19 protein-coding genes and 1 riboswitch are annotated in these 20,363 nt (G+C 53.9%); of the genes, 15 read left to right on the top strand and 4 right to left on the bottom strand.

The features are described from left to right. Nucleotides 1-150: 150 nt before the first annotated feature. Together AC6CHM_RS13060 and AC6CHM_RS13055 are read right to left on the bottom strand one after the other, a co-directional pair. Nucleotides 151-2,004, bottom strand: coding sequence for an ABC transporter ATP-binding protein/permease (locus AC6CHM_RS13060; RefSeq protein WP_498173674.1), 1,854 nt, complete (start codon nt 2,002-2,004; stop codon nt 151-153). 166 nt (nt 2,005-2,170) lie between these two features. After that, on the bottom strand, nt 2,171-3,964 hold the full coding sequence (locus AC6CHM_RS13055) for a chloride channel protein (protein WP_498173457.1): 1,794 nt from the start codon (nt 3,962-3,964) through the stop codon (nt 2,171-2,173). A gap of 271 nt (nt 3,965-4,235) precedes the next feature. On the opposite strand from AC6CHM_RS13055, the gene AC6CHM_RS13050 reads away from it, so the two are divergent. The 9 genes from AC6CHM_RS13050 to AC6CHM_RS13010 all read left to right on the top strand — a co-directional run bounded on the left by AC6CHM_RS13050 (nt 4,236) and on the right by AC6CHM_RS13010 (nt 13,519). After that, nucleotides 4,236-4,469: a hypothetical protein gene (locus AC6CHM_RS13050; protein WP_115054158.1), complete on the top strand. Its 234-nt coding sequence runs from the start codon at nt 4,236-4,238 to the stop codon at nt 4,467-4,469. A 212-nt stretch (nt 4,470-4,681) separates the two neighbouring features. Further along, nucleotides 4,682-5,680, top strand: a complete 999-nt coding sequence (locus tag AC6CHM_RS13045; protein WP_115054159.1) for a BMP family protein — start codon at nt 4,682-4,684, stop codon at nt 5,678-5,680. 273 nt (nt 5,681-5,953) lie between these two features. Next, complete coding sequence (locus AC6CHM_RS13040; RefSeq protein ID WP_498173454.1) at nt 5,954-7,516, top strand: ABC transporter ATP-binding protein; 1,563 nt, start codon at nt 5,954-5,956, stop codon at nt 7,514-7,516. Further along, on the top strand, nt 7,516-8,601 hold the full coding sequence (locus AC6CHM_RS13035) for an ABC transporter permease (protein WP_115054161.1): 1,086 nt from the start codon (nt 7,516-7,518) through the stop codon (nt 8,599-8,601). The genes AC6CHM_RS13040 and AC6CHM_RS13035 overlap by 1 nt, the downstream gene beginning before the upstream one ends. A gap of 1 nt (nt 8,602) precedes the next feature. Next, the gene (locus AC6CHM_RS13030) at nt 8,603-9,544 is read left to right on the top strand and encodes an ABC transporter permease (protein ID WP_498173453.1); all 942 of its coding nucleotides are present in this window, start codon (nt 8,603-8,605) and stop codon (nt 9,542-9,544) included. A gap of 7 nt (nt 9,545-9,551) precedes the next feature. Continuing rightward, nucleotides 9,552-10,844 carry an amidohydrolase family protein gene (locus AC6CHM_RS13025; RefSeq protein ID WP_498173673.1) on the top strand — a complete coding sequence of 431 codons (1,293 nt, stop codon included), beginning with the start codon at nt 9,552-9,554 and terminating at the stop codon, nt 10,842-10,844. 111 nt (nt 10,845-10,955) lie between these two features. Beyond that, entirely contained in the window at nt 10,956-11,903 is a 948-nt protein-coding gene (locus AC6CHM_RS13020) for an ABC transporter substrate-binding protein (protein ID WP_115054163.1), read from the top strand. 57 nt (nt 11,904-11,960) lie between these two features. Beyond that, nucleotides 11,961-12,737 (top strand): ABC transporter permease, encoded by a 777-nt coding sequence (locus tag AC6CHM_RS13015; RefSeq protein ID WP_307280797.1) that lies wholly within the window; start codon nt 11,961-11,963, stop codon nt 12,735-12,737. Continuing rightward, nucleotides 12,734-13,519 carry an ABC transporter ATP-binding protein gene (locus tag AC6CHM_RS13010; RefSeq protein WP_307280793.1) on the top strand — a complete coding sequence of 262 codons (786 nt, stop codon included), beginning with the start codon at nt 12,734-12,736 and terminating at the stop codon, nt 13,517-13,519. The genes AC6CHM_RS13015 and AC6CHM_RS13010 overlap by 4 nt, the downstream gene beginning before the upstream one ends. A 5-nt stretch (nt 13,520-13,524) precedes the next feature. On the opposite strand, the gene AC6CHM_RS13005 is transcribed toward AC6CHM_RS13010, so the two are convergent. Beyond that, a complete protein-coding gene (locus AC6CHM_RS13005; RefSeq protein ID WP_115054166.1) occupies nt 13,525-13,782 on the bottom strand; it encodes a GlsB/YeaQ/YmgE family stress response membrane protein in 258 nt (85 codons plus the stop codon). 348 nt (nt 13,783-14,130) lie between these two features. Here AC6CHM_RS13005 and AC6CHM_RS13000 point away from each other — a divergent pair, with 348 nt between their 5' ends. The 6 genes from AC6CHM_RS13000 (at nt 14,131) to AC6CHM_RS12975 (ending at nt 19,912) form a co-directional block, all read left to right on the top strand. Then, entirely contained in the window at nt 14,131-15,171 is a 1,041-nt protein-coding gene (locus AC6CHM_RS13000; RefSeq protein ID WP_115054167.1) for a glutamine synthetase beta-grasp domain-containing protein, read from the top strand. Nucleotides 15,172-15,308: 137 nt separating this feature from the next. After that, a riboswitch (cobalamin riboswitch) is annotated at nt 15,309-15,532 on the top strand. 102 nt (nt 15,533-15,634) lie between these two features. Next, nucleotides 15,635-15,898, top strand: a complete 264-nt coding sequence (locus AC6CHM_RS12995) for a hypothetical protein (RefSeq protein WP_498173450.1) — start codon at nt 15,635-15,637, stop codon at nt 15,896-15,898. After that, nucleotides 15,895-16,668 carry a precorrin-6A synthase (deacetylating) gene (gene cobF / locus AC6CHM_RS12990; protein WP_498173448.1) on the top strand — a complete coding sequence of 258 codons (774 nt, stop codon included), beginning with the start codon at nt 15,895-15,897 and terminating at the stop codon, nt 16,666-16,668. Before AC6CHM_RS12995 ends, cobF begins: the two co-directional genes overlap by 4 nt. A gap of 139 nt (nt 16,669-16,807) precedes the next feature. Next, nucleotides 16,808-17,779 (top strand): GAF domain-containing protein, encoded by a 972-nt coding sequence (locus AC6CHM_RS12985; protein WP_307280781.1) that lies wholly within the window; start codon nt 16,808-16,810, stop codon nt 17,777-17,779. Nucleotides 17,780-17,949: 170 nt separating this feature from the next. Next, nucleotides 17,950-19,467, top strand: coding sequence for an aldehyde dehydrogenase (adh, locus tag AC6CHM_RS12980; RefSeq protein ID WP_115054171.1), 1,518 nt, complete (start codon nt 17,950-17,952; stop codon nt 19,465-19,467). Nucleotides 19,468-19,561: 94 nt separating this feature from the next. Beyond that, nucleotides 19,562-19,912 (top strand): DUF779 domain-containing protein, encoded by a 351-nt coding sequence (locus tag AC6CHM_RS12975; RefSeq protein ID WP_460897140.1) that lies wholly within the window; start codon nt 19,562-19,564, stop codon nt 19,910-19,912. Here AC6CHM_RS12975 and AC6CHM_RS12970 read toward each other — a convergent pair. After that, nucleotides 19,905-20,315 carry a DoxX family protein gene (locus tag AC6CHM_RS12970; RefSeq protein ID WP_307280773.1) on the bottom strand — a complete coding sequence of 137 codons (411 nt, stop codon included), beginning with the start codon at nt 20,313-20,315 and terminating at the stop codon, nt 19,905-19,907. The genes AC6CHM_RS12975 and AC6CHM_RS12970 overlap by 8 nt on opposite strands. Between the last annotated feature and the right edge of the window lie 48 nt (nt 20,316-20,363).

Raw genomic sequence — 20,363 nt, 5'->3', positions numbered from 1 at the left:
TTTTCTTTATCGAATTCCTGTCTCGGCCGGGAAACAGAATTGGCGTTATATGAGCCAATTTGCGCTAGAGACGGCTTGCGCAAATGACCGGTAGTCTCATTTAAACAGAACTGCTTCTGCCGGACAAAAAGTGCCGTGTTCCGAAAAGGGCTATTCGGCGGCAATCAGCGGGAAGTTTGTTGCTCGTAGCGGATCTGGCTCGACCAATGTCTCCAGAAGTGGCCGCTGGATAGCTGTGCCGCCATTGATCTCCAAAATATGCGTATAGAAGTTTTCGCCGGTAACCGAGCGTGGCGCTTCGATCTCATGCATCACGCTGATGACGGTGGTTCCGGCACAATGATCCTTGATGGCCTGATGGAAGGCGATCTTGGAGTCCGGGTCCAGCGCGCCGGTTGCTTCATCAAGAAACAAAACCGCAGGCTTGTGCAGCAATATGCGCGCAAGCACCAGTTTCTGCTTCTGACCACCCGACAGGAGCTGGTCCCAAGACGTGCCATCGCGGCATTCTTCACCAAGGTTTTCAATAAAGTCGCCCATGCCGGCGCGGTGCAGGGCGGCCGCAACGGAGGAATCGCCAAAACGGCTCTCATCCATTGGGAGGCATACGAGCTGTTTCAGCGAGACGCCGGGAAGTTTGACCTCTTGCGCCGCATACATCGTTGCCGCATCTTTCGGGTAAAAGATTTCACCACGGCCATAGCCCCAAAGCCCGTTCATTGCTTTGAGCAAACAGGTTTTTCCACTACCGGAATCGCCCTTGATGTAAGCCCATTGGCCCTTGCGCAACCGCATATTTCCAAGCGTGAGAAAAGCCTTGGCCTCGCTGTCGCGGTGCATCAATTCAAGTCCCCGCACCGAGACGCCAAAGGCTTCGTGCTGTGTTGCAAATTTGAACTCACTGACACCGGTGGACCGATAATATTCCGAGGGCTGGCTGACACGCTCGACCGCTTGGGCCAATTCGGTAACGCGCCGTGCATTTGCCTTCAAATTGGCAATTGCGGGCATGACATGGATAAACCAGGAGCATTCATTGATCATCGAACCAACAAGCTCGGAACCGGTAATATAGTTCTTGAAGCTGATCGTATTACCCATATAGGGCAGAAGACCGGGTATATAGGCGACAATACGGGCGGAAAAGAAATTGTAGATCGAGGTGAACGACATATAGCAGGCATCGAACACATTGAAACGCCCCCAATTATTGTCGACGCTTCTGTAAAGCTTGTCATTTAACGACTTTTGAACAGTCTCGCCATTGGCAGCGGCAACCTGAAAGCTGCGGCGCAACAATGTGGTCAGCTCACTTCTGTAACTGCCTTCGGATTGCTGCATGGCGAGGGTGAGTTTTTCAAGAGCGCGACCAATACGCATGGCAATCCATGTGCTGACCGGCACGTAGAGCGCAATGGCCGTAAAGGCCAGCGTGGCACTGCCATAATCTCCAAGAAAATCAAGGCCGGGTATTGGCGTTGAAAGTTCAATGAGTTTCTGGCCCACGAAAAGAATGGACATTGTGACGCCCAGCACGCCCATGGCCAGCCCAATGGCGCCGCCGGTCATTCCCTTGATGGATTCCTGAATGCGCTGGTCGATATTGTCGGGAGTCTGCTCCGCCGAACTTCCCTGCTGCAAATGATAATGTGTGTGCTGTTCATCAAGCAGCGCCTCACCGAAGCGGCCATTGAGCCAGCCGCGCCATTTACGATGCAAGGTTGTCGAAAGGAGATGACGGACACCGATGAAGCCAATTTCCTTGACTGCAACAATTGCAACGAGAATACCGGCATTTGCGAGGATCACATTGAGCGGATTAACGACAAAAGGGTCGTGTATATCGACCAGCGAGTTGATCAACTCGCCCGACGCCATCGCCATCCAGACGCTGGCCTTGCTGGCTGCGGCGGTCAAAAGCGCAATGGCGATTGTCAGCGTCCAGGCTTCAACCCAGCGCTCGGAGGTCCAGTACGCCCTAAGCAGTCCCCAGAAGCTGCACATTGATGCCAATGCGGAGTTTCCGTTGACGGGAGATGATTTCCCAACTGACTTGGTGCCTGATTGCAAGAGATTGCCCCGGTTTGATTCCAATTACAGTAACACAATGTTACGCATTGCAACAAACCGTGGTTAAAATGGGGTTAAAATTTGCGAATATGATGAGCGATCAGATTTCGCCGGACACGTGTCGGCGTTGCCGGTCGAGCTCTTCACTGTATCGCCGCAGCGTGTGGCTTTCGCTCAAAAGCCCGACGACCTTCAGTTCCACAATGTCATTAACGACGGCCAAAGCTTCGGCTTCGGCATTGTCGAACAGGCGTACGGCCTGTCGCGCATTCATTTGCGGTTGTAGATACTCACCCTGATATTTGATCAATGGGCCAATAGGTTGCGCTTCATCGGTTGTCTCCGTGATGCCTGAATGCGCTTCCGCAACGATTATGATGCCGACATACTTATTCTCATCGCTGACAATGATGACACGTTGCGTTGAGCCGAGCGGAAACTCCTGACGGAATTCGCTGATGCTCATCTTGTCGGAAGCCGTGCGCACATCTGTACGCATCAGCTTGGCCACTGTCAGATTGCGAATCCAACCCACATCATGGGCGCTACGGATGCTTTCACCCCGCAAGTGAAAGCGCCATGTGGCAAAGGAGTAGCCGAATGTGTTCCGGACTGTAATGGATGCCGCAATGACAGCGGCAAGCACAAGAACCGTTATCGGAAAGTCCCCTGTGATTTCCAATGCGAGGAAGGTCATCGTCAAAGGGCCACCGATCACCGAGACTGCCAGAGCGCTCATGCCGACAACCGCATAGGTCACGGGCGTCAGGGTTGCGTGGGCAAAGACATAGGGTGCGGAAAAAGCAAAGAGTTTGCCAAGGAGTGCACCTAGGAAAAGTGAGCCGAAGAACAGGCCCCCGCGAAAACCCGAACCGATGGAAATGGCGGACGCAAGCGCTTTCAGCAGGATAATACCGATAATGCCGGCAATAGGCCCTGTGTAATCCAGATTGAGATGCAGCGCGCCATGACCTCCCGACAGCACCTGCGGTGAAATCAAGGCCAGTCCGCCGACAACCGCACCGCCAAGGACGGGTCGCATCCAGAATGGGATGAAGCTTTTGCGGGCGAGTTCTTCAACGAAAGCGACGCCCTTCATCAGCGCGATACCAGCACCGGCACAAAGCAAGCCGAGGAGAAGCGCCGGGACATAGTCGGCGGGAACAACGGTGCCGAACTCGCCAATGTCGATAACGAAATTATCACCGGCAAGTGCCCGCGCGACAAGATTGGATACAAGTGCGGCGGCAACAACGGGTGTCAGGCTTAAAATAGTATAGGAACCAATGATCAGCTCGAAGGCATAGAATGCGCCAGTCAACGGAGCGTTGAACGCGGCGGCGATAGCGCCGGCAGCGCCGCAACCAACGAGGATGCGCATATCCGAACGTCTCAAGCGCAAGGACAGACCAAACTTTGACGCCAAACCGGAGGCGAGCTGGGTATAACCTGCCTCCAGTCCCACGGAAGCGCCAAAGCCATTGGAAATCAGATTCTGGACGGTGACGATGATGCTGTCATTGAGTGAGAGACGGCCACCATGCAGGGCATTCGCCTCAATCGGATCGACAATCGGCTTTTTACGGTAGAGCGCCAGAAGGAAGAGCAGGACACCAAGAATAGCACCCCCCACAATTGGAGCGAAAAAGAGCGCCGTATGACTTGCGGACATTGATGATGACAGACGTTCACCGGGTTGCAGGTTGAAGATCACCAAGTGCAGATATTGGGCGATGCGGCTCATCGCGGTCACGACGAAACCTGAAAAAATGCCGACGAGTACGGCAACCAGAACAAGGCCTGCTTCATGACTTCGTGCAAAGGCACGCAAGCGGCTCGGTGCGAGAAAAATGGAGAAGACGCCGAGACGACGCAATGTAAACTTACGGAGCATGGAACGGTCTTTGAATTATTCGAACTGCGGGAAAATATGCCGTTTCGGGCGTCTTTTGGTTATAGCGACAAGCCCTGACCCTAAGCCGCTTGGCAGCAAAATTCAAATGATGCATGCGCATGCGTCCATTGATTGCTTTTGGAGTTTTCCACTTTATGGCAAGATTTTTCAGATCGCCTGAAGCAATTCTTACAACCGCCATAATGACGACATGCAAGCGACATTGAGCGCGGTCAGATTGCCAGCACTGTCATCATTTGAGGAGAGAATCATGCTGGAAGCGATTGAACCAACACTGAACGAATTGCTGGCTGAACCGATCATCCGTCAAATGATGGCGAGTGATGGCGTGAAGTCGGATGAGGTTCGCACATTAATGGCGCGCGTCGGCAGGCTGAGCCAGGCACCGCAAAGACAGGAACGCGCATTTCACGTTCTGAAAATGCCACCCAATTGGCTTTATCGTCCGGGTGCGGCAGAGCGTTCAATGTGCTGCCCGAAATAGAGCTGCATGATATACCGGACCTTCCGGCATGAGATGGCGCCTGTCCTGCCCGACACGGCGCCAATTTCTTTTGGTGCTCTTGCGCAGTTGAGCTGTGCAGAATTTCGATAATCCTCTTGTCATTTTCCCTTTCACATTGCGAAAAACTGCCATTGCCTATTAAGTAGCGGTGATGGGGTTGTGATCAAAAAATAAACAATAAGGGGAATGATATGAAAACTGTTTTCCAATTAGGCCGCAGGGCTTTCATCGGGCTCGTCGCTGGCGCTGCCTTGACAATGGCCGCTTTTGGACCGGCGGCAGCTCAGGAAAAAATCAAAGTGGTTGGCATCTACACGGTTCCGATTGAGCAACAATGGGTTAGCCGGATTCATCTGGCGCTAAATGCCGCCAAGGAGCGTGGCGATATTGACTATTCCTACTCGGAAAATGTCTCCAATACGGATTATGAGCGCGTTATGCGCGAATATGCCGAACAGGGAGCAAATCTGATTGTTGGCGAGGCATTTGGCGTTGAAAAGCCCTCGCGCGCTGTTGCCGCCGAATATCCAGATATCAAATTCCTCATGGGTTCTTCGCTACCGCCGGTAGAGCCGAACTTTGCCACCTTTGATAATTTCATTCAGGAGCCTGCCTATCTGACCGGGCTCATTGCTGGCGCCAAGACCAAAAGCAATATAATCGGGCTTGTCGGTGGCTATGCAATTCCGGAAGTTAACCGGCTGATGAATGCCTTTATTCAAGGCGCCAAGGAAACCAATCCTGACGTCAAGTTCCTCGTGACCTTTATCAATTCCTGGTATGATCCGCCCAAGGCCAAGGAAGCGGCATTCGCGATGATCGATGCCGGTGCGGACATTATGTATGCCGAACGCTTCGGCGTGTCCGATGCTGCCAAGGAGCGCGGCGTTCTGGCCATTGGCAATGTGATCGATACATCCAAGGATTATCCCGGGACAGTTCTTGCCAGCGCGCTTTGGCATTTTGAGCCGACGGCCGACAAGGCGATCGCGGAGGTGAAGGCGGGCAGCTTCAAAGCGGCTGATTTCGGGATCTATTCATTCCTCGGTGCCGGCGGCGGCAGCATCGTCGTCGATGAAAAGCTTGCAACCCCGGAATCAATCACGATCGCAAAAGCCAAGGAAGCCGAGATCAAGGCGGGGACGCTGAAGATCGAGATCAATGACGCGGAACCCAAATCGACGAAATAGGGCAATCAAGGCAGACTATAACGCATTGAAGAGGGTGGATTAATTGCACAGTTTGCGCTGCGTGGTTCGCCCTTCGACAAGCTCAGGAAGCTCGCCACGAGGGAGGTGGGTTGATTGCGTGGATAATCGCGACTGTGCAAATCATTGCTTCTTGCCAAACGCCACCTTCCTCATGGTGAGCTTCCTGAGCTTGTCGAAGGGCGAACCACGCATGATGTGTATGCCAAGGATAATATGGGAAATGGACAAGATCGCTTTTGGTGAGGCAGAGACATGATACAGACAAAAGGACAGGCGGAGAATGGCTCTGTCGTCCTGGCTCTCGACAACATCACCAAGCGCTTCGGTTCTCTCGTTGCCAATGATGATTTGAGCCTTTCCCTCAAACGGGGTGAGATACTCGCGCTTCTCGGCGAAAATGGCGCCGGGAAGACGACATTGATGAACGTTCTTTTCGGGCATTATGTGCCGGAAGAGGGAGCCATACGTGTCGCGGATGATTCAGGTATTCTGCATGAATTGCCCAAAGGCTCGCCGAGTGCAGCTCTGGATGCTGGTGTCGGCATGGTGCATCAGCATTTCACATTGGCCGAAAATCTGACGGGTTTCGACAATATTGTGCTTGGCACGGAATCGCTATGGCAGGTCTGGCGCAGCCGTCGCGCCTTGCGCAAACGGATCGACGCAATCATGCGTGAAAGCGGGCTGACGGTCGATCTTGACGTGAAAACCGCCCAACTGAGTGTCGGTGAAAAACAACGTATCGAGATTCTCAAGGCGCTTTACCGCGATGTGCGGGTGTTGATTCTGGATGAACCGACCGCAGTATTGACGCCGCAGGAAGCGGACGGGCTTTTTATTATTCTACGCCGGCTTGCTGCAAGCGGATTGGGCGTTATTTTCATCTCACACAAGCTGGGTGAAGTATTGGCGGTTTCACACCGCATCGCGGTGTTGCGGGGCGGCAAGAAGGCCGGAGAATTGACTACGGCTTCTGCGGATAAACGTTCGATCGCTGATATGATGGTCGGGCGCGCTGTGCCGCCATTGCAGCGCAAGCCATCGCAGATTGGCGCGGCAGTGCTGGAATTTGATCAAGTGTCGTTGAAACGCGGATCGGTGCGTCAATCGCTCAACGAGGTTTCCTTTGTCATCAAGGCAGGGGAGATTGTCGGCGTGGCGGGTGTGTCAGGCAATGGCCAATCGGCAATTGCGGCTTTGGTTTCAGGCCTTGAGACAGTCGATAAAGGTTCGGTGCGGCTCTATGGCAAGCCCATGAAAACTGGCGATCCGCGCGCTTTGGTTGCGGCGGGCGTTGCACGCATGCCGGAAGATCGCCAGCATGATGGTGTGGTCGGGTCCATGTCGGTGGCCGAAAATATTGCTATAGAAGATCTGCACGGCAAAGAGTTTCAGACCGCCGGATTCATCAAGCGCAAGGCCATGCGCAAAAGGGCGAGCGATGCCATCAAGGCCTATGACATACGCTGCCAGGGACCAGATGCACAGGCGCGGCTTCTTTCGGGCGGCAATATCCAAAAGCTCATTCTGGCGCGTGTATTGGAGCGTTCTCCCAAACTTATCCTCGCCAATCAACCAACGCGCGGCCTCGATATTGGCGCCCAATCGGAGGTCCATCAGCGTATTCTCGCTGCCCGGGATCGTGGTGCAGGCGTGCTTCTGATCTCGGAAGATCTGGATGAGTTGTTTGCACTTTCCGACCGGCTGCTCGTGGTGCATACGGGCGAAGTGATGGATGCAGGACCAGCAGAAGGACTGGACCGGGGATCAGTAGGAATGATGATGGCGGGACATACCCTACAGGTGGCATCGTGATGCGGATATCGTTGCAGCCTCGTAATGATGTTTCGCTCAATGCGCGCATCATCATTTCCGTTATAGCTGCGCTTGCCGCTTTTGCCTTGGTGGCTGTGCCGGTGAGTTTTGCGGGCGTATCGCCGCTGACGGCCTATTGGCTCATGTTCAAGGGCTCGTTCGGTTCCATGTTTGCCTTTTCCGAGACGCTTACCCGGGCAACACCGCTCGTTTTGACCGGCCTCGCCGCTGCCATCGCATTCCGTGCCAAGCTCTGGAACATTGGTGCGGAGGGCCAGCTTTATGCCGGAGCTCTCGCGGCAGTTGGTGTGGGCAGCGGGCTTTTATCCTTGCCGGGACCTTTGCTGATACCCGCCATCATCCTTGCCGGTATCATTGCCGGTGGTCTGCTGATGATCGTTCCTGCGCTGCTGAAACTACGCTTTGGTGCCGATGAAGTCGTGGTGACATTGCTGCTCAATTTCATCGTCATACTCTTCGTTCAGATGCTGATAGAGGGGCCGATCAAGGACCCGCTTGCGTTGGGCTGGCCACAATCGGTTCCATTGGCCGATGCAGCTGCCTTTCCCAAACTCTTTGCGCGCATGCGTGTCCATGGCGGGCTGATTATCGGCTTGGTCGCAGCGCTCATTTTGTGGATTACCGTTTCCAAAACTGTTCTCGGTTTTGAAATCAGGGCTGTGGGTGAAAACAAGCCAGCGGCGCGATTTGCCGGAGTGCCTGTAAATGCGACTGTGCTGAAAGTGGCCTTGATCTCCGGTGGACTTGCAGGTCTGGCAGGGGTGAGCGAGGTGGCCGGTGTCAAGGGCTATCTTTCCGCCGACCTGTCGCCCGGTTTCGGTTACTCCGGCATTGTCGTTGCGATGCTTGCTGGTCTGCATCCCCTTGGCGTCGTCCTTGCGGCACTGTTTGTGGCGGCAGTCTTTGTCGGCGCGGATTCCATGAGCCGCGCGACGGGCGTTTCCAACTATCTTGCTGATCTCGTGGTCGCGCTGTCGCTGCTTTGTGTTCTCGTGGGCGGATTTTTCCTGCGCTACCGTTTGAAATTCGAACGTGGCATTTCGCCCCTGCAGGCAGGAGAGTAGAATGGAAATTCTCGAAATCCTGTTGACAGTAAATTTCTGGGCGGCAGCCATCCGCATCGCAACGCCATTGATTTTTGGCGTGCTCGGAGCATTGCTCTGTGAGCGTGCCGGCGTGCTCAATCTCGGCATTGAAGGCATTTTTACTGCTGGCGCGATGGCCGGGTGGATGGCGGTCTGGATGGGCTGCGGCCTATGGACCGGCGTGCTGGTCGCGGCGCTGGCAGGAGCAATCTTCGGATTGCTGCATGCAATTCTGACGGTGGTGCTGGGCCTGTCGCAGCATGTTTCCGGCATTGGCATAACGCTGCTGGCAACAAGCATGGGATATTTCACCTATCGCACGGCCCTGCCCAATGTGTCGACGCCACCGCGCATTGTCCCGTTTCAGCCGCTTGATATCCCGGTTCTTTCCGATATCCCGTTTATTGGTCCGGTACTGTTTCAACAGACAGCATTGACCCTATTGGCTTTCGTCCTGGTCGGCGTGGTCGCGTGGCTGCTTTACCGCACGCCGCTTGGCCTTGCATTGAGGGCTGTTGGCGACAATCCATCCTCAGTGGAAGCGCAGGGCCTTTCGGTGCGCGGCCTGCGTATAGGTGCGGTAATTGCCGGATCTTCGCTTATGGCTCTTGGCGGTGCATTCCTTACAATGTCAGCCTTTGATGCTTTCTTCTTCGGCATGGTCAACGGACGTGGCTGGATATGCATTGCGCTCGTCGTATTCGCGTCATGGCAACCGGGAAAAGCGCTGCTCGGAGCCTTGCTGTTTGGCGCATTTGATGCGTTTCAAATCAGGCTGCAAACCGAAGTGGGAGCATTCGTTCCAGGACAGGTTTTCCTGATGATGCCCTATCTCCTTTCCATTCTGGCGCTGGTTCTGGTTGCCCGCAAGGCTGACTATCCGGGCTCATTGCTCGTGCCCTGGTTCAAGGGTCAAAGATAAAGGTTTCATCATGTTCGATCTGAAAGTAACCAATGCAACCCTGCCTGATGGTCGCTCAGGCATGGATATCGGCGTAATATCCGGGCGTATTGCAGCGGTTGAAGCCAATGTGACCGGCGAAGCGGGTGAGGTGATCGATGCGGCGGGTCTCCTGGTATCGCCGCCTTTCATCGACTGCCATTTTCACATGGATGCAACGCTGTCGCTGGGTCAGCCGCGTCTGAACGAGAGCGGCAGGCTGCTGGACGGAATTCAGATATGGGGTGAGTTGAAGCCGCTCCTGACGCATGAAGCCGTGATTGAGCGCGCAATGCGCTATTGCGATCTGGCGGTCACGCAAGGGCTGCTTGCTATCCGCACCCATGTCGATATTTGCGATGATCGACTGCTTGGCGTCGAAGCCTTGCTTGAGGTCAAAAAGCGCGTTGCGCCCTATATTGATTTGCAACTCGTGGCTTTCCCGCAAGACGGTTACTATCGCTACCCCGGCGCGGTCGATCTGCTTAAGCGCGCACTGGATTTGGGTGTCGACGTTGTCGGCGGCATTCCTCATTTCGAGCGCACCATGGCAGATGGGGCGGCAAGCGTTCGGGCCTTGTGCGAAATCGCTGCCGAGCGCGGGCTGATGATCGATCTGCATTGCGACGAGACTGACGACCCGCTGTCACGCCATATCGAAACTCTGGCCTATGAAACGCAAAGGCTCGGACTTGGCGGTCGCTCGACAGGCTCGCACCTGACATCCATGCATTCGATGGATAATTATTATGTCAGCAAGCTCTTGCCGCTGATTGCAGAAGCTGGTGTGGCCGCAATCGCCAATCCGCTGATCAATATTGGCATTCAGGGCCGCCATGACACTTATCCCAAGCGCCGCGGAATGACACGCGTTCCGGAACTTCTGGCTCATGGCGTTACTGTCGCCTTCGGCCATGATTGCGTGATGGATCCTTGGTATTCGCTGGGGCAGGGCGATATGCTGGACGTTGCCAGCATGGGACTGCATGTGGCGCAGATGACCAGCCGCGACGCCATGCGCCAGTGCTTTGCTGCGGTGACGACAGAGCCGGCCAAGATTTTGAATCTTGAAGGCTACGGGCTTGATGTCGGCTGCAAGGCCGACATGGTGCTGCTGCAAGCCGCCGATACGATAGAAGCCATACGCCTGAAGGCAACCCGCCTTGCTGTTATAAAGGGCGGCAAAGTGATCGCGAAAACACCGGCAAAGGTGAGCGCGCTTGATCTTGCAGGCAGGCCAGAAAATATTGATCCTGCAAGTTATGCGCCGCGGCTCGGGTGAGTTGGGTTCACATAAATTCTTCGAATATGTGTAGACAAAAGAAACCCGGCCTGCCTATCATATAGTCAGATATCTGCTTGCCAAAAAAATAAACAAAGGGGTTCTGTCACGATGAGTTTAAAAAAATACATCGCAATCGCGTCTGTTGCTTTTGCACTTTTTCCCACCGCTGCACTTGCAGAAACAGCAGTTTCCGTCGGCCTTTCCGGATGGACAGGTTTCGCGCCGCTGACGCTGGCAAAGCAGGCCGGAATTTTTAAGAAGAACGGTCTTGATGTGACGCTGACCAAAATTCCGCAAGCCAGCCGTCATCTGGCGCTTGCTTCCGGCGATGTTCAATGCGCGGCAACCACCGTGGAAACATGGATTTCGTGGAATGCCAATGGTGTCGCGACGAAGCAGATTTTCCAGATGGACAAATCCTTTGGCGCGGACGGAATGGTGGTACGCAGCGATGTCAACGCGATTGCTGACCTCAAGGGCAAATCTGTTGCGGCCTCTGCACCTGGCACCTCGCCTTATTTCGTGCTGGCATGGATGCTGAAGAAGAATGGTCTTTCGATCAAAGACGTGAAAGTAGTCAATATGGAACCTGGACCGGCGGCACAGGCTTTTGTCGCTGGGCAGAATGACGCGGCCATGACCTATGAGCCATATCTGTCCACTGTTCGCGCTGCGCCAGACAAGGGCAAGATCATCGCCACCACATTGGATTATCCGGCTGTGATGGATACTTTCGGCTGCACGAATGAGTTTCTGGAGAAGAATCCTGAAGCTGCAAAAGCGCTGGCCAAAAGCTATTTTGATGCATTGGCCTTGATTGCTTCAGACAAGGATAAATCCTTTGAGATCATGGGAGCAGATGTAAAGCAGTCCGGTGCAAAGTTCGCAGAATCTGCCCAATACCTGAAGTGGCAGGATCAGGCTGCAAACAAGATCTTCTTCGAAAAGGAATTCATGACCTTTTCTGAGGAAGCTGCAGAATTGCTGCTTGAAATTGGCATCATCAAAAAGAAGCCCGATCTTTCAACAATTGTAGATACCAGCTTCATACAATAATGAGGCTTGCGCGAAGAGCGGGCATTGTCCGCTCTTCGTTTTTGCCAAGGGGACTTTATGTTCAGACCTTTACAGCCCATCGGGGCGCAAGCGCGGATACTTCTGGGTATTCTGTTTTTCATTCTCTTTGTCGGTGGCTGGTCTTTTGCGACTTTCGGCGGCTTTGTATCCAGCACCTTTCTTGCAGACCCTCTGACCATGGTGAATGATGGCTGGATTTTGCTGTCGGAGCAGAACTTTCTCTATGATATCGGAATGACGATCTGGCGTGTTGTTGGCGGCTTCATCATTGCTGCCATTATCGCCGTGCCGCTTGGCATTGCGATGGGAGCTTACAAACCGATCGAAGCCCTGCTTGAGCCATTTGTATCCTTCGCGCGTTATCTCCCTGCATCGGCATTTATTCCACTTCTCATTTTGTGGGCGGGTATCGGCGAATTGCAAAAGCTGCTGGTGATTTTCATCGGTGCCGTTTTTCAAATCATTCTCATGGTTGCCGTTGCCGTTGCCAATACAAGGCGAGACCTGGTGGAAGCGGCCTATACACTCGGCGCCAATGACCGAGGTGTGGTCAAGCGCGTGCTTATTCCTGCCAATGCCCCGGACGTGGCTGAGACATTGCGGCTGGTTCTAGGCTGGGCGTGGACCTATGTCATCGTGGCTGAAATGATCGGCGCATCCTCCGGTATCGGGTATATGATCATCAACAGTCAGGCGCTGCTCGCTACAGGTCAGATTATTTTCGGCATTATTGTTATCGGCATTATCGGTTTGATTTCAGATTTCCTGTTCAAGTCGGTCAATCGCCGCCTTTTTGCATGGAGGCTCGCATGAGCACGCTCATCATTAAAGGCGTGAGCCGTGTCTTTCCGGGTGTTCGCGGCGGGCAGCCTGTGCAGGCGCTGCAACCGACGGATTTGACTGTTCCGCACAATGATTTCGTGTCCATCCTCGGACCATCCGGCTGCGGAAAATCCACGCTGTTACGTATTGTTGCGGGGCTTGACCGGCCGACCACGGGCACGGTCACGCTTGATGGCAAAGAGGTGAAAGGTCCAGGCGCAGATCGCGGTGTCGTGTTCCAGTCCTATACGCTGTTTCCATGGCTGACGATCGAACAGAATATCGGTTTCGGCCTGACAGAACGCGGCGTCGGCGCAAAGGAAAAAGCTGAAATTGTCGCCTCTTACATCGACAAGGTGGGACTTAAAGGATTTGAAAACCATTGGCCAAAGCAATTGTCCGGTGGCATGCAGCAGCGCACGGCAATTGCCCGCGCCTTGGCGAATGATCCGAAAATACTACTTCTCGATGAGCCTTTCGGAGCGCTGGATAACCAGACGCGAGGCTTGATGCAGGAACTGCTGCTCAGTATTTGGGAGCGGGAACAAAAGACAGTTATCTTTGTCACGCACGATATTGAAGAAGCGATTTTTCTGGCGTCACGCGTGGTTACGATGTCAGCGCGGCCGGGCCGTATCAAGTCGATCACGCCGGTACCGCTGGGACATCCGCGCCATTACACGGTTAAAGCCGCACCCGAGTTTGCCCGGATACGGCTTCAATTGACCGAGGAAATTCGCAGCGAGGCTATACTCGCTGCCGTTTCTCATTAATCAAATCAGGCTGTTCGTTTGAACATGCGGGCAACAGCGATAAGAATACAGGCGCCGATAAAGCCTGCAATCAAATAGCCCAGCCAGCCTGTAAGGACGACGCCGACCATGGAAAGGATCGCGTTGGCGATTATCGCGCCCACGATCCCGAGTATGATGTTCATGATGACGCCCATGTTGCTCTTCATGAACATCTCTGCAAGCCAGCCCGCAACGCCACCAATGATGATTGCTGCGATCCACCCGATTCCGGCACTTTCCATAATACTCTCCATTTCGTTCATTCCAGATCGTTAATCCGGAAGTGAGTTATTGGTTCCAAGCTCGCGACAGAATTTGCGCCTTATCATGCCTAGAAATTCCGCACCTGCCTAAAAATGCATCAACGTGGCGATTGGTAAAAGCGGTTTTTTTGAGCCGTCAGCATAGCAATGGCAGCTTCAAACTGCAAAAAGCACCGCTAAAAATATCCGGCTAATATGTTTTTCAAATTTTTGCGATCCGGCTGAGCGAATTGGCACGCTGTTTGCATTGTCAATTCTATCTGCGAACTGCGCTCCACGATGCAGGCCTCGCAACCGGTCTGCACAATAAAATATGAGAGAAACGGAATGGCAAAATATAAACTCGAATATATCTGGCTCGACGGTTATGTCCCTTCGCCAAATCTTCGCGGTAAGACGCTGATCAAGGAATTCGACGTATTTCCGACGCTGGAACAATTGCCGCTTTGGGGCTTCGATGGAAGCTCGACAATGCAGGCAGAGGGCAAAAGCTCGGATTGCGTATTGAAGCCTGTTTCTCTTTATCCGGACAGTGAACGCAAGAATGGCGTTCTCGTCATGTGCGAAGTCATGATGCCCGATGGCAAGACACCGCATCCTTCCAACACCCGCGCAACAGTTCTTGATGATGACGGCGCATGGTTCGGCTTCGAACAGGAATATTTCTTCTACAAGAACGGCCGCCCGCTCGGCTTCCCTGAGACAGGTTTTCCTGCGCCGCAGGGCCCATATTATACAGGCGTTGGCTACAGCAATGTTGGCGATATCGCCCGCAAGATCGTTGAAGAACATCTCGATATCTGCCTGAATGCCGGCATCAACCATGAAGGCATCAATGCTGAAGTGGCAAAAGGCCAGTGGGAATTCCAGATTTTCGGAAAAGGTTCCAAGAAGGCTGCCGATGAGGTCTGGATTGCACGCTATCTCCTGCAGCGCCTGACTGAGAAATACGGCATCGATATCGAATATCATTGCAAGCCGCTCGGCGATACTGATTGGAATGGTTCGGGCATGCATGCCAACTTCTCCACCACCTATATGCGTGAAGTCGGCGGCAAGGATTACTTCGAAAAGGTCATGGCGGCATTTGAGCAGAATTGCGCTGCCCATATCGCCGTATATGGACCGGACAATCATATGCGCCTTACCGGCAAGCATGAAACCCAGTCGATCCACCAGTTCAGCTACGGCATTGCTGATCGCGGTGCATCAATCCGCGTTCCGCACAGCTTTGTAAACAATGGCTATCGCGGTTATCTTGAAGATCGCCGTCCGAATTCGCAGGGCGACCCCTACCAGATCGCGTCGCAAATCCTGCGGACAATTTCTGAAGTGCCGGAAGATGCGGAAGAAGTTCTCGCCGCTTGATCTTGTTTGAATAGTTTGGAATGGCGCGGGCACCAGCCTGCGCCATTTTCTATTGGTGATACGCCGCATTCAGCCGTTTACCGGTTTCCCCCCGATAAATTTACGCCTGCCCTGTTGACCTCAATAGGTGGGCTGGGTTCTTATAAGAGTGTTCCGGTTCTCCCCGTGCTGCAAAGCCGGGAGCTAAGAGGGAAGCCGGTGAAGTGATATTCACCAATGCCGGCGCTGCCCCCGCAACTGTAAACAGCGAGTTGCTGTCGCTTGAATTCGTTCAGGCAAAAGGTCACTGGGATTTCCCGGGAAGGCCAGACAGCAATACTGACCTGTGAGCCAGGAGACCTGCCGAAACATGATGAACGTCCACGGGCGGGGTGTCCCGGTGTGTCGCTTGCAATGGTTTGCCGCAGGCTGACTATCTGCAATCTTCGCGCTTGACCCTTGTCCCCAACAATCGGGGTTAAGCATGATACTCGGCGCCAATACAAATCAATATAGCAACCCACAATCGGTCAACGCGGCAACTGTGCCGGAAGACGTGTTTTTTGCCTGGCTGCTCTCCCGGCCTCGCGGCACCAATATCGTTGCAGCTGCAAGCCAGGAGATTATAAAGCTTGAGGCCTATGCCGGAAAACATGTGGGGGCAAAACGCCTCCACGAACTGTTCTGTGCTTTGATCGAAGAGAGTCAAAGGTCGGAACTATCGTCGGCCTCGCGTGTGCCCCAGTGAAACGCAAAGTGCTCATCATCGGAATTGGCGCGGGCAACCCAGACTACGTGACCATACAGGCAGTCAATGCGCTCAATCAGGTGGATGTATTTTTCATTCCGGATAAGGGTGCCGAGAAAGAGCAGCTATCGCGTATCCGCCGGGAAATTTGCGAGCGGTTCATTACCGACCCAAACTATCGCATGGTGGATTTTGAAACACCGCTGCGCCAGAAGCCTTCCTCGACCTATCGTGCGAGTGTCAATGACTGGCATGATAAGGTGGAGGCAACCTATGAGCATCTGCTGATGGAGGAACTGGGCGATGATGAATGCGGCGCATTCCTCGTCTGGGGTGATCCATCGCTTTATGACAGCACGATCCGCATTCTCGACAGACTGAACGCAAAGGGCAATTTCGAACTGGACTATGATGTCATTCCCGGCATTACCAGCATTCAGGCGCTCACGGCAAAGCATAAGGTTGTGCTCAATCGAATCGGCGAGTCCATTACGATAACCACCGGGCGCAAGCTTGCCGAAGGTTTTCCGAACAATTCGGAAAGCGTGATTGTGATGCTCGATGGCGAGGGCGCGTTCAAGGCAATTGATGAAGATGTCGATATTTATTGGGGTGCTTACATAGGAACGGAAGACGAGATTCTCATGTCCGGCAAGCTGCGCGATGTCGTTGACGATATTGAGCGGTTGCGAAATGTTGCGCGCACGCAAAAGGGCTGGATCATGGATACATATTTGCTGAAAAGGTCATATGACGAGATTGGAGAATAGCTGCGATTATAACCGGGGGCGTTTTGGACCTACGCCTTTAAATCGCGTCGGTAGAGCAGCCCCGGTTGCCGCCATCAATAGGTGACTTGACGTAGGCGAGAACAGGCGTCACCCTGTACATGGACTTCGGAGGAGGACCATGGGAACGCAGGATGACGGCTTACATGCCGAGCATATCCAATCTGCCGTGACAGGTGACGCTGCCGCGCAGTCAGCGGTTGTTGCATCCTGGGGGCGTTCAATGCGTCTCTACGGCTTGAAGCCTGATGAGGGCACGCCGCCAAACATGCTGACCGATCAGGAATTGCGTGAAGCGCGTGAAGAGCTGGGATCTCTCATAGAAACCGCAGAAATCGCACTCGACCGGCTTTATTCGGCGGTGGGTGGTGCGGGATGTTGTGTCCTTTTAGCGGACAAGAATGGTGTTCCAGTCGATCGCCGGGGCTATGAGGGCGATGATGCCACCTTTTGCAAGGCGGGACTTTGGACGGGCGCAGTCTGGAGCGAAGAGTGCGAGGGCACCAATGGCATTGGCACAGCGCTGGCTGAACAACGTGCCCTGACGATCCACCGCGACCAGCATTTCCGCAGTCGCAACACAGCGCTTTCTTGTACTGTAGCACCGATTTTCGATCATCGCGGGCGGCTGATGGCGGCGATTGACGTATCGTCGGCACGTTCCGATCTGACCGAGGGCTTTGTCAAACTCATTGCCATGGCTGTGGTGGATGCCGCCCGGCGGGTGGAAGCGGAAAATTTCCGATTGGCCTTTCCCAAAGCGCGCATCGTCATGGCACAGGGTAGCGAACGCGGCCATGACCGGGCTTTGAACGCATTGATTGCAGTGGACGAGGATGATCTTGTGGTTGGCGCATCGCGTTCGGCGCGTGCACTTCTCGGGCTGACTGACGAAAGCTTGAACAGTCCGTTGCCGGCGGCGAATCTGCTCGGGCAGGATACCGATGCGGAACGAGGATTTGCAGCCGCCGAACGCAGCGTGATCCAGCGAGTTCTGCGAAAAGCAGATGGCAATGTTTCCATTGCCGCGAACATGATGGGCATGAGCAGGGCTACCCTGCATCGCAAGCTTAAACGGCTTGGCTTGAACTGAGACTTTCATGTGTCTCAATATTGCGACAAATCCTGCATTCGCTTTGCCTGCCAGGGATGACACTCAAGGTGTAAAGCGCGATCCTCTGAATATGCCGCGAGGAGGCGGTATGGAAATCGTGCAATGCGTCCGGTCCTTACCCTGACGCGTTGCTTCAGGGAGGAAGTTCAATGAACAAGGTAGAATTCAACCGAACCGTCAAACCCAACTTCAAGAAACGCTACGGCAACTTCATTGGCGGGAAATTCGTCGAGCCGAAGGCAGGCCGTTACTTCGAGAATACATCGCCGGTCAACGGGCAGGTGCTGTGCGAAATTGCCCGGTCTGATGCCAGCGATGTGGAGGCCGCGTTGGACGCCGCTCATGCTGCAAAGGATGCCTGGGGCCGGACAAGTGCCGCTGAGCGCAGCGTCATGCTCAACAAGATTGCACAGGTAATGGAAGATAATCTTGCTGTGTTGGCGCAGGCTGAAACCTGGGACAATGGCAAACCAATCCGCGAAACGACGGCAGCCGACATGCCGCTTGCAATCGATCACTTCCGCTATTTTGCCGGTGCCATCCGTGCGCAGGAAGGCGGAATTTCAGAGATTGACCACGATACTGTGGCCTATCACTTCCACGAACCGCTCGGTGTTGTCGGACAGATCATTCCGTGGAATTTCCCAATATTGATGGCTGTGTGGAAACTCGCCCCGGCATTGGCGGCGGGCAATTGCGTGGTGCTTAAACCTGCCGAGCAGACCCCGGCCTCCATTCTGGTACTTGCGGAACTGATTGCCGATATCCTGCCGCCGGGTGTTCTCAACATCGTCAATGGTTTTGGTCTGGAAGCAGGAAAACCGCTCGCGTCGAGCCCGCGCATTGCCAAGATCGCCTTTACCGGCGAGACCACGACGGGTCGTCTGATCATGCAATATGCCAGCCAGAACCTTATTCCCGTTACGCTGGAGCTGGGCGGCAAGTCACCAAATATATTCTTCAAGGATGTGGTGGCTGAGGATGATGACTTCTTTGACAAGGCCATCGAGGGTTTCGTCATGTTTGCGCTTAACCAGGGCGAGGTCTGTACCTGCCCGAGCCGCGCGCTCATTCACGAGTCAATCTATGATCGTTTCATGGAGCGTGCCCTTAAGCGCGTGGAAGCCATCGTACAGGGCGATCCGCTTGATCCAGCGACCATGATTGGTGCGCAGGCATCCAGTGAACAGCTGGAAAAAATCCTGTCATATATGGACATTGGCAAACAGGAAGGCGCTGAGGTTCTTATCGGCGGCGAACGCAATGTTCTGTCCGGCGATCTTGCCGGGGGGTATTACGTGCATCCGACCGTGTTCAAGGGTCATAACCGGATGCGGATTTTCCAGGAAGAAATCTTTGGCCCTGTCGTTTCAGTGACGACGTTCAAAGATGATGACGAGGCCCTGTCTATCGCCAATGATACGCTTTACGGCCTCGGCGCAGGCATTTGGAGTCGTGATGCTAACAGGTGCTACCGCTTTGGCCGCGCCATTCAGGCCGGTCGCGTCTGGACCAATTGTTATCACGCCTATCCGGCTCATGCCGCGTTTGGCGGATATAAGCAATCGGGCATCGGCCGTGAAAACCACCTGAAGATGCTTGATCACTATCAGCAAACCAAGAATATGCTGGTAAGCTATAGTCCAAAGAAACTCGGCTTCTTCTAAAAACCCATAATTCAACCTGGCGGGCATCTCGGCTCGCCAGGTTGAGTTTCCAAAAGGTTTTACCCAAGGATTGGCAATAGAAGGTATGGGAAACATGGAGGAGAGAGTTGAAGACAAGGTGAGCGCCACGCCTGCTGCGCTTGAATTGATCGCAACCTTGCAATCGGAATATGGGCCGATCCTGTTTCACCAATCTGGAGGCTGTTGCGATGGCTCATCGCCCATGTGCTATGCGCAGGGTGACTTTATCATCGGCGATAATGATGTGAAGCTTGGTGAGATTGGCGGTGCGCCGGTTTATATCAGCGCGTCGCAATATGATGTCTGGAAGCATACCGAGCTTATTATTGATGTGGTTCCCGGCCGCGGCGGAATGTTCTCGCTGGATAATGGCCGGGAAGTCCGATTTCTGACGCGATCGAAAGTTTGCGCCACTCCTAATTGAATGGGATAAGAGCCCGAAGGCGACGGTCACGCAGATAAAGACCTCCCCACATGATCAGGCCAAGATAAACGCCGAAGAACAGATGCGTAAACAGCGGATTGCCAATGCGCAATTGTGTGAGGATTGCGCCGCCGAGATAGCCTGTGAGCAGGATCGCACCCAGTATGGAAGTGCGCGGCCAGGCATAGAGAGCGGTACAGACCAAACCCAAGATACCAAGGCCGCGCGCGAATGCCACCGTGGTTGGAAGCCCGATTTCAGCGCTTGTCTGGATAACAATATCCAGTGGTACGAGCTTGATGCCGCCATCAAAGATCATGAACAGTATAAAAATGCCGCTGAGGATACGGCCAACCCACAGGCTCTTGCCGGAAATGTTGCCGGCATATGCGATATTTTCCATCTTCGTTCGTCCTTTTGAGTGTGATGTAGTGCCTCAAGGACGAACCAT

The sequence above is a fragment of the Phyllobacterium sp. GQ127 genome (assembly GCF_059758635.1).
The sequence above is the reverse complement of the archived record's forward strand: the minus strand, read 5'-3'. Positions and strand labels throughout refer to the sequence as shown.

Bases quoted from the DNA above. Each gene is read 5' to 3' on its own strand.
- AC6CHM_RS13060 (WP_498173674.1), bottom strand. From the start codon at position 2,004: ATGTGCAGCTTCTGGGGACTGCTTAGGGCGTACTGGACCTCCGAGCGC.
- AC6CHM_RS13055 (WP_498173457.1), bottom strand. From the start codon at position 3,964: ATGCTCCGTAAGTTTACATTGCGTCGTCTCGGCGTCTTCTCCATTTTT.
- AC6CHM_RS13050 (WP_115054158.1), top strand. From the start codon at position 4,236: ATGCTGGAAGCGATTGAACCAACACTGAACGAATTGCTGGCTGAACCG.
- AC6CHM_RS13045 (WP_115054159.1), top strand. From the start codon at position 4,682: ATGAAAACTGTTTTCCAATTAGGCCGCAGGGCTTTCATCGGGCTCGTC.
- AC6CHM_RS13040 (WP_498173454.1), top strand. From the start codon at position 5,954: ATGATACAGACAAAAGGACAGGCGGAGAATGGCTCTGTCGTCCTGGCT.
- AC6CHM_RS13035 (WP_115054161.1), top strand. From the start codon at position 7,516: ATGCGGATATCGTTGCAGCCTCGTAATGATGTTTCGCTCAATGCGCGC.
- AC6CHM_RS13030 (WP_498173453.1), top strand. From the start codon at position 8,603: ATGGAAATTCTCGAAATCCTGTTGACAGTAAATTTCTGGGCGGCAGCC.
- AC6CHM_RS13020 (WP_115054163.1), top strand. From the start codon at position 10,956: ATGAGTTTAAAAAAATACATCGCAATCGCGTCTGTTGCTTTTGCACTT.
- AC6CHM_RS13015 (WP_307280797.1), top strand. From the start codon at position 11,961: ATGTTCAGACCTTTACAGCCCATCGGGGCGCAAGCGCGGATACTTCTG.
- AC6CHM_RS13010 (WP_307280793.1), top strand. From the start codon at position 12,734: ATGAGCACGCTCATCATTAAAGGCGTGAGCCGTGTCTTTCCGGGTGTT.
- AC6CHM_RS13005 (WP_115054166.1), bottom strand. From the start codon at position 13,782: ATGGAAAGTGCCGGAATCGGGTGGATCGCAGCAATCATCATTGGTGGC.
- AC6CHM_RS13000 (WP_115054167.1), top strand. From the start codon at position 14,131: ATGGCAAAATATAAACTCGAATATATCTGGCTCGACGGTTATGTCCCT.
- AC6CHM_RS12995 (WP_498173450.1), top strand. From the start codon at position 15,635: ATGATACTCGGCGCCAATACAAATCAATATAGCAACCCACAATCGGTC.
- AC6CHM_RS12985 (WP_307280781.1), top strand. From the start codon at position 16,808: ATGGGAACGCAGGATGACGGCTTACATGCCGAGCATATCCAATCTGCC.
- adh (WP_115054171.1), top strand. From the start codon at position 17,950: ATGAACAAGGTAGAATTCAACCGAACCGTCAAACCCAACTTCAAGAAA.
- AC6CHM_RS12975 (WP_460897140.1), top strand. From the start codon at position 19,562: ATGGAGGAGAGAGTTGAAGACAAGGTGAGCGCCACGCCTGCTGCGCTT.
- AC6CHM_RS12970 (WP_307280773.1), bottom strand. From the start codon at position 20,315: ATGGAAAATATCGCATATGCCGGCAACATTTCCGGCAAGAGCCTGTGG.